Raw genomic sequence first — 8,570 nt, 5'->3', positions numbered from 1 at the left:
AGGGTTCATCCGTACGCCGCCGTCGGCAGTGTCTGGTGTGTAATGAACGTTTCACCACCTTTGAAGTGGCAGAGCTGGTTATGCCGCGTGTTGTAAAAAGCAACGACGTGCGTGAACCGTTTAATGAAGAAAAATTGCGCAGCGGAATGCAGCGGGCGTTGGAAAAACGTCCGGTGAGTTCCGATGACGTTGAAATGGCGATCAATCATATTAAATCGCAGCTGCGCGCTACCGGTGAGCGTGAAGTGCCGAGCAAGATGATTGGCAATCTGGTGATGGAGCAATTGAAAAAGCTCGATAAAATTGCCTATATCCGGTTTGCCTCTGTCTACCGCAGTTTCGAAGATATCAAAGAATTTGGCGAAGAGATCGCGCGCCTGGAGGACTAAGCCGTGCAGGACGAGTATTACATGGCGCGGGCGCTAAAGCTGGCGCAACGAGGACGTTTTACCACGCATCCCAACCCGAATGTTGGGTGTGTCATTGTGAAAGATGGTGAAATCGTCGGTGAAGGTTACCATCACCGTGCGGGTGAACCGCATGCCGAGGTACACGCGTTGCGCATGGCTGGCGAAAAAGCCAAAGGCGCCACAGCGTATGTCACACTCGAACCCTGTAGCCATCATGGTCGAACGCCTCCGTGTTGTGATGCATTAATTGCCGCTGGCGTGGCGCGCGTGGTTGCCGCAATGCAAGACCCTAATCCGCAGGTCGCTGGGCGTGGGCTTTATCGCCTTCAACAAGCGGGGATTGACGTCAGCCACGGGCTGATGATGAGTGAAGCTGAACAATTGAATAAAGGCTTTCTCAAGCGGATGCGCACCGGCTTTCCTTATATCCAGTTAAAACTTGGCGCATCGCTTGATGGTCGCACGGCGATGGCGAGCGGTGAGAGCCAGTGGATCACTTCGCCTCAGGCGCGGCGCGATGTACAACGTCTGCGCGCGCAAAGTCATGCCATATTAACCAGCAGCACCACGGTGCTGGCAGACGATCCGGCCTTAACGGTGCGTTGGTCTGAACTGGACGAACAAACTCAGGTGCTCTATCCGCAACAAAATCTTCGCCAGCCGGTACGTATTGTGATTGATAGCCAAAATCGCGTGACGCCGGAACATCGTATTGTGCAGCAGCCCGGCGAAACCTGGTTTGCGCGTACGCAGGAGGATTCTCGTGAGTGGCCGGAAACGGTGCGTACCTTGCTGATTCCAGAGCATAAAGGTCATCTGGATTTGGTTGTACTGATGATGCAACTGGGTAAACAGCAAATTAACAGCATCTGGGTGGAAGCGGGGCCAACGCTCGCTGGCGCATTGCTACAGGCGGGTTTAGTCGATGAGCTGATCGTCTATATCGCACCTAAACTATTAGGCAGCGACGCCCGCGGATTATGCACCCTGCCGGGGCTTGAGAAATTAGCCGACGCTCCCCAATTTAAATTCAAAGAGATACGTCATGTAGGCCCGGATGTTTGCCTGCATTTAGTGGGTGCATGATCTCCCGGCTCGAAAGGGAAGCAGCGCACGAAATATTATGCTAAAATCCGCCCCCCTGCGGGGCCATACTCGAACCCGAAGGAATAAAATGAACATTATTGAAGCTAACGTTGCTACCCCGGACGCTCGCGTCGCCATCACCATCGCGCGTTTCAACAACTTTATCAATGACAGCCTGCTGGAAGGTGCAATTGACGCACTGAAACGTATCGGTCAGGTAAAAGATGAAAACATTACCGTCGTTTGGGTGCCTGGTGCCTACGAGCTGCCGCTGGCGGCGGGTGCACTGGCTAAAACCGGTAAATACGACGCGGTGATTGCGCTGGGTACGGTTATTCGTGGTGGCACTGCCCACTTTGAATATGTCGCTGGTGGTGCAAGCAACGGCCTGGCGCATGTTGCCCAGGACAGCGAAATTCCGGTTGCTTTTGGGGTTCTGACCACTGAAAGCATTGAACAAGCGATCGAACGTGCTGGCACCAAAGCTGGCAACAAAGGTGCAGAAGCTGCACTGACCGCGCTTGAAATGATTAATGTATTGAAAGCCATCAAGGCCTGAAATTAGTAAGGGGAAATCCGTGAAACCTGCTGCTCGTCGCCGCGCTCGTGAGTGTGCCGTCCAGGCGCTCTACTCCTGGCAGTTGTCCCAGAACGACATCGCTGATGTTGAATACCAGTTCCTGGCTGAACAGGATGTAAAAGACGTTGATGTCCTGTACTTCCGTGAGCTGCTGGCCGGGGTGGCGACTAACACCGCATACCTCGACGGACTGATGAAGCCATACTTGTCCCGCCTGCTGGAAGAACTGGGCCAGGTAGAAAAAGCCGTACTGCGCATTGCGCTGTATGAGCTGTCTAAACGTAGCGATGTGCCGTATAAAGTGGCCATTAACGAAGCGATCGAACTGGCGAAATCGTTCGGTGCAGAAGATAGCCATAAGTTCGTTAACGGCGTACTCGATAAAGCAGCCCCTGTGATTCGCCCTAACAAAAAGTAATATCCAGGCCGGTAGATTCACGGAAGACCGTTCCGCGATCGCCGGCCTTTTCTTTTTTACCTGCTGAGGCATAACGTATGGCATGTGGCGAGTTCTCCCTGATTGCCCGTTATTTTGACCGAGTAAGAAGTTCTCGTCTTGATGTTGAAGTGGGCATCGGCGACGATTGTGCACTTCTCAATATCCCCGAGAAACAGACCCTAGCGATCAGCACTGATACGTTGGTGGCGGGCAACCACTTCCTCCCTGATATCGATCCTGCGGATCTGGCATATAAAGCACTGGCAGTGAATTTAAGCGATCTGGCCGCGATGGGCGCCGATCCGGCCTGGCTAACGCTGGCATTGACCTTACCGGACGTCGACGAAGCGTGGCTTGAGTCCTTCAGCGACAGTTTGTTTGATCTTCTCAATTATTACGATATGCAACTCATTGGTGGCGATACCACGCGTGGGCCATTATCAATGACGTTGGGTATCCACGGCTTTGTCCCGATGGGACGAGCCTTAACGCGTTCTGGTGCGAAACCCGGTGACTGGATTTATGTGACCGGTACACCGGGCGATAGCGCCGCCGGGTTAGCAATTTTGCAAAACCGTTTGCAGGTTGCCGATGCTAAAGATGCGGACTACTTAATTAAACGTCATCTCCGTCCGTCGCCGCGTATTTTACAGGGGCAGGCATTGCGCTATCTGGCAAATTCAGCCATCGATCTCTCTGACGGTTTGATTTCCGATCTCGGGCATATCGTGAAAGCCAGCAACTGCGGCGCACGCATTGACCTGGCATTGCTGCCGTTTTCTGATGCGCTTTCTCGCCATGTTGAACCGGAACAGGCGCTGCGCTGGGCGCTCTCTGGCGGTGAAGATTACGAGTTGTGTTTCACGGTGTCGGAACTGAACCGTGGTGCGCTGGATGTTGCTCTCGGGCATCTTGGAGTTCCGTTTACCTGTATTGGTCAGATGATGGCCGATATCGAAGGGATCTGTTTTATTCGTGACGGCGAACCTGTCACGTTAGACTGGAAAGGATATGACCATTTTGCCACGCCATAAAGATGTCGCGAAAAGTCGCCTGAAGATGAGTAATCCGTGGCATCTGCTTGCTGTCGGATTCGGCAGTGGATTAAGTCCAATCGTTCCCGGCACGATGGGATCGCTGGCAGCGATTCCGTTCTGGTATCTGATGACCTTTTTGCCCTGGCAGCTCTATTCGCTGGTGGTGATGCTGGGGATCTGCATCGGTGTCTATCTTTGTCATCAAACGGCGAAAGACATGGGCGTGCACGATCACGGCAGCATTGTCTGGGACGAATTTATTGGTATGTGGATCACGCTCATGGCGCTGCCGACCAATGACTGGCAGTGGGTCGCCGCCGGGTTTGTGATTTTCCGTATCCTGGATATGTGGAAACCGTGGCCAATCCGCTGGTTTGATCGCAATGTACATGGCGGCATGGGGATCATGATAGATGATATTGTCGCCGGGGTGATTTCCGCAGGCATCTTGTACTTTATCGGTCATCACTGGCCGGTGGGTATTCTGTCGTAGGCCGGATAAGGCGTTCACGCCGCATCCGGCGGTTGTGCGCAGGTGCCAGATGCGCTTACGCTTATCCGGCCTACAAACCTGTGCCGAACGGTAGGCCGGATAAGGCGTTCACGCCGCATCCGGCGGTTGTGCGCTGATGCCGGATGCGCTTACGCTTATCCGGCCTACAAACCAGTGCCTGAACGGTAGGCCGGATAAGGCGTTCACGCCACATCCGGCGGTTGTGTGCTGGTGCCGGATGCGCTTACGCTTATCCGGCCTACAAATCTGTGCCTTAACGGTAGGCCGGATAAGGCGTTCACGCCGCATCCGGCAGTTGTGCGCCGGAGCCGGATGCGCTTACGCTTATCCGGCCTACAAACCTGTGCCGAACGGTAGGCCGGATAAGGCGTTCACGCCGCATCCGGCGGTTGTGCGCCGGAGCCGGATGCGCTTACGCTTATCCGGCCTACAAACCTGTGCCGAACGGTAGGCCGGATAAGGCGTTCACGCCGCATCCGGCAGTTGTGCGCAGGAGCCGGATGCGCTTACGCTTATCCGGCCTACAAACCTGTGCCTGAACGGTAGGCCGGATAAGGCGTTCACGCCGCATCCGGCAGTTGTGCGCCGGTGCCGGATGCGCTTACGCTTATCCGGCCTACAAACCTGTGCCTGAACGGTAGGCCGGATAAGGCGTTCACGCCGCATCCGGCAGTTGTGCGCCGGAGCCGGATGCGCTTACGCTTATCCGGCCTACAAATCTGTGCCTGAATGGTTGGCCGGATAAGGCGTTCACGCCGCATCCGGCAGTTGTGCGCCGGTGCCGGATGCGCTTACGCTTATCCGGCCTACAAATCTGTGCCTGAATGGTTGGCCGGATAAGGCGTTCACGCCGCATCCGGCAGTTGTGCGCTGATGCCGGATGCGCTCACGCTTACCCGGCCTACAAATCTGTGCCTGAACGGTAGGCCGGATAAGGCGTTTACGCCGCATCCGGCAGTTGTACGCCGGTGCCGGATGTGCTTACGCTTATCCGGCCTACAAACCAGTGCCTGAACGGTAGGCCGGATAAGGCGTTTACGCCGCATCCGGCGGTTGTGCGCCGGTGCCGGATGCGCTCACGCTTATCCGGCCTACAAACCTGTGCCTGAACGGCAGGCCGGATAAGGCGTTTACGCCGCATCCGGCGGTTGTGCGCCGGAGCCGGATGCGCTCACGCTTATCCGGCCTACAAATCTGTGCCTTAACGGTAGGCCGGATAAGGCGTTCTCGCCGCATCCGGCGGTTGTACGCCGGTGCCGGATGCGCTTACGCTTATCCGGCCTACAAATCTGTGCCTGAACGGTAGGCCGGATAAGGCGTTCACGCCGCATCCGGCAATTGTGCGCCGGAGCCGGATGCGGCGCTGGTCACCTCTTATCAGATCTGGATTCCTATTTAAATCCTACTACCGGATGTGGTTTATACGGCGTTTCCAGTTCAGCAATTTGCTCCGGTTTGAGTGTGATATCCACCGCATTCAGCAGTTCATTAAGCTGTTCCTCCCGCGAAGTTCCGATAATCGGCGCGGCAATGCCCGGTTTACTCAACAACCAGGCCAGCGCAGCTTGTGCCCGTGTTGTACCCAGTTCTTCACTGACGCCTGTTAACCGCTCTGCGATTTGTGCGTCATTTTCATCGCTCTCTTTATAAAGATTTTTCCCCACCTCATCAGATACCAGGCGTGCAGTAGTTTCTCCCCACGGACGAGTCAGTCGCCCCCGCGCCAGCGGGCTCCACGGAATCACCGCCACACCTTCCTCATAACACAGTGGCAGCATCTCGCGCTCTTCTTCGCGATAAATCAGATTGTAGTGATCCTGCATACTGACAAACTGTGCCCAGCCGTGCTGTTTTTGTAGATCCAGCGCCTGAGCAAACTGCGAGGCGTGCATGGATGACGCGCCGATATAACGCGCTTTCCCGGCTTTTACCACGTCGTTCAGGGCTTCCAGCGTCTCTTCGATTGGCGTGTTGTAATCCCAGCGATGAATTTGCAGGATATCGACATAATCCATGCCGAGACGTCGCAGGCTGTCGTCGATAGAGCGCAAAATTTGCGCACGGGATAATCCTTCCGGTAAATCACCAACGCGATGGAACACTTTGGTCGCAACGACCACGTCTTCACGACGGGCGAAATCCCGTAATGCGCGACCGACGATCTCTTCGCTGCTGCCGTCAGAATAACTGTTGGCGGTATCAAAGAAATTTATGCCACCTTCCAGTGCGCGTTTAATTATGGGACGGCTGCTCTCTTCCGGCAGTGTCCATGCATGATTACCGCGATCCGGCTCGCCAAAGGTCATGCAGCCGAGGCAAAGTCGGGAAACGCGAAGGTCGGTTTTTCCTAAGAGGGTGTATTGCATGCTGCCACTCCCGCTATGCTCGTCATACTTCAGGTTGCATGTGCTGCGGCTGCGAGTTATTCGGCCCATCCATGGGCCTCACCCTTAACAGGGCCGCTGCAAGCAGCGTTCAAATCCGCTCCATGCGGATTTGTCGTTCACCCCAGTCACTTACTTATGTAAGCTCCTGGGGCTTTACTCGCTTGCCGCTTTCCTGCAACTCGAATTATTTAGAGTCTATGCATAATTTCTTAAGCATAGCAGGAGTGGAGTAGAGATTATGCCAGCCAGGCCTTGATTTTGGCTTCCATACCGGCGGCATCGAGGCCGAGTTCGGCGCGCATTTCTTCCTGAGTTCCTTGTGGAATAAAAAAGTCCGGAAGGCCAATGTTCAGCACGGGCACGGGTTTACGATGTGCCATCAACACCTCGTTCACGCCGCTGCCTGCACCACCCATAATGGCGTTCTCTTCAACAGTGACCAGCGCTTCATGGCTGGCAGCCATTTCCAGAATTAACGCTTCATCAAGCGGCTTCACAAAACGCATATCGACCAGCGTAGCGTTCAGCGATTCGGCGACTTTCGCCGCTTCCGGCATCAACGTACCAAAGTTGAGGATCGCCAGCTTCTCACCACGACGCTTCACAATGCCTTTGCCAATTGGCAGTTTTTCCAGCGGCGTCAATTCCACGCCAACCGCGTTGCCGCGCGGGTAGCGCACCGCTGACGGGCCATCGTTATAGTGATAGCCAGTATAGAGCATCTGGCGACATTCGTTTTCATCGCTCGGGGTCATAATGACCATTTCCGGTATGCAGCGCAGGTAAGAGAGATCAAAAGCGCCCTGATGGGTTTGACCATCAGCACCGACAATGCCCGCACGGTCAATGGCGAACAGAACAGGGAGTTTTTGAATTGCCACGTCATGCAGCACCTGATCATAGGCGCGTTGCAGGAAGGTAGAGTAGATCGCGACAATGGGTTTGTACCCACCAATCGCCAGACCCGCAGCAAAGGTCACTGCGTGTTGTTCGGCGATTGCCACGTCGAAGTAGCGATCCGGGAATTTACGTGAGAACTCGACCATGCCGGAACCTTCGCGCATCGCCGGGGTAATCGCCATCAGCTTGTTGTCTTTCGCTGCGGTTTCGCACAACCAGTCACCAAAGATTTTTGAATAGCTTGGTAAACCGCCGTTACTTTTCGGCAAACAACCGCTGGAGGGATCAAATTTAGGCACGGCGTGGAAGGTGATTGGGTCTTTTTCTGCCGGTTCATAACCACGACCTTTTTTGGTCATGATATGCAGGAACTGCGGGCCTTTCAGGTCGCGCATGTTCTTAAGCGTGGTGATAAGCCCCAGCACATCGTGACCGTCAACCGGCCCGATATAGTTAAAACCCAGCTCTTCAAACAACGTGCCAGGCACCACCATGCCTTTAATATGTTCTTCGGTACGTTTGAGCAGCTCTTTAATGGGCGGCACGCCAGAGAAGACTTTTTTCCCGCCTTCGCGCAGCGAAGAGTAAAGCTTACCGGAAAGCAGCTGCGCCAGATGGTTGTTGAGCGCGCCAACATTTTCGGAAATCGACATTTCATTGTCGTTGAGAATCACCAGCATATCCGGGCGGATATCGCCCGCGTGATTCATCGCTTCAAACGCCATGCCTGCGGTAATCGCGCCATCGCCAATCACACAGACGGTGCGGCGATTTTTGCCTTCTTTCTCGGCAGCAACCGCAATACCAATTCCGGCACTGATAGAGGTTGATGAATGCCCGACGCTTAATACGTCATATTCGCTCTCGCCGCGCCACGGGAACGGGTGCAGACCGCCTTTCTGACGGATGGTGCCGATTTTGTCGCGGCGTCCGGTCAAAATTTTATGCGGATAAGCCTGATGCCCCACATCCCAAATCAATTGGTCAAACGGGGTGTTATAGACGTAGTGCAGCGCCACGGTCAGTTCGACCGTGCCCAGCCCGGAGGCGAAGTGCCCGCTGGAACGGCTCACGCTGTCGAGTAAATAGCGGCGCAGTTCGTCGCAGAGTTTCGGTAAACTCTCTTTTGGCAACAGTCGTAACTCCTGGGTGGAGTCGACCAGTGCCAGGGTCGGGTATTTGGCAATATCAAAACTCATCAGGGGCCTATTAATACT

The 8,570-nt window shown here is 54.8% G+C and carries 8 protein-coding genes; 6 read left to right on the top strand and 2 right to left on the bottom strand.

The window, feature by feature from the left end; genetic code table 11:
• From nrdR to pgpA, 6 genes are all read left to right on the top strand, one after another.
• The coding region (nrdR, locus tag A7090_RS15730) for a transcriptional regulator NrdR (protein WP_105274724.1) at positions 1 to 389 on the top strand (389 nt) is incomplete at its 5' end.
• A gap of 3 nt (positions 390 to 392) precedes the next feature.
• Positions 393 to 1,496: a bifunctional diaminohydroxyphosphoribosylaminopyrimidine deaminase/5-amino-6-(5-phosphoribosylamino)uracil reductase RibD gene (gene ribD, locus A7090_RS15725; RefSeq protein ID WP_105274721.1), complete on the top strand. Its 1,104-nt coding sequence runs from the start codon at positions 393 to 395 to the stop codon at positions 1,494 to 1,496.
• 88 nt (positions 1,497 to 1,584) lie between these two features.
• Positions 1,585 to 2,055 (top strand): 6,7-dimethyl-8-ribityllumazine synthase, encoded by a 471-nt coding sequence (gene ribH, locus A7090_RS15720; protein WP_001021161.1) that lies wholly within the window; start codon positions 1,585 to 1,587, stop codon positions 2,053 to 2,055.
• 19 nt (positions 2,056 to 2,074) lie between these two features.
• Entirely contained in the window at positions 2,075 to 2,494 is a 420-nt protein-coding gene (nusB, locus tag A7090_RS15715; protein WP_000801125.1) for a transcription antitermination factor NusB, read from the top strand.
• A gap of 77 nt (positions 2,495 to 2,571) precedes the next feature.
• Positions 2,572 to 3,549 (top strand): thiamine-phosphate kinase, encoded by a 978-nt coding sequence (gene thiL / locus A7090_RS15710; protein WP_105274720.1) that lies wholly within the window; start codon positions 2,572 to 2,574, stop codon positions 3,547 to 3,549.
• A complete protein-coding gene (pgpA, locus tag A7090_RS15705; protein ID WP_105274719.1) occupies positions 3,527 to 4,045 on the top strand; it encodes a phosphatidylglycerophosphatase A in 519 nt (172 codons plus the stop codon). Before thiL ends, pgpA begins: the two co-directional genes overlap by 23 nt.
• Positions 4,046 to 5,457: 1,412 nt before the next feature.
• Here the strand turns inward: pgpA and yajO are convergent.
• Together yajO and dxs are read right to left on the bottom strand one after the other, a co-directional pair.
• Complete coding sequence (gene yajO, locus A7090_RS15695) at positions 5,458 to 6,432, bottom strand: 1-deoxyxylulose-5-phosphate synthase YajO (protein ID WP_105274717.1); 975 nt, start codon at positions 6,430 to 6,432, stop codon at positions 5,458 to 5,460.
• A 257-nt stretch (positions 6,433 to 6,689) separates the two neighbouring features.
• Entirely contained in the window at positions 6,690 to 8,552 is a 1,863-nt protein-coding gene (gene dxs / locus A7090_RS15690; RefSeq protein WP_105274716.1) for a 1-deoxy-D-xylulose-5-phosphate synthase, read from the bottom strand.
• Between the last annotated feature and the right edge of the window lie 18 nt (positions 8,553 to 8,570).

The sequence above is a fragment of the Escherichia sp. MOD1-EC7003 genome (genome assembly GCF_002965065.1).
GTDB lineage: Bacteria > Pseudomonadota > Gammaproteobacteria > Enterobacterales > Enterobacteriaceae > Escherichia.
This window is presented reverse-complemented; position numbering and strand designations above follow the sequence as displayed.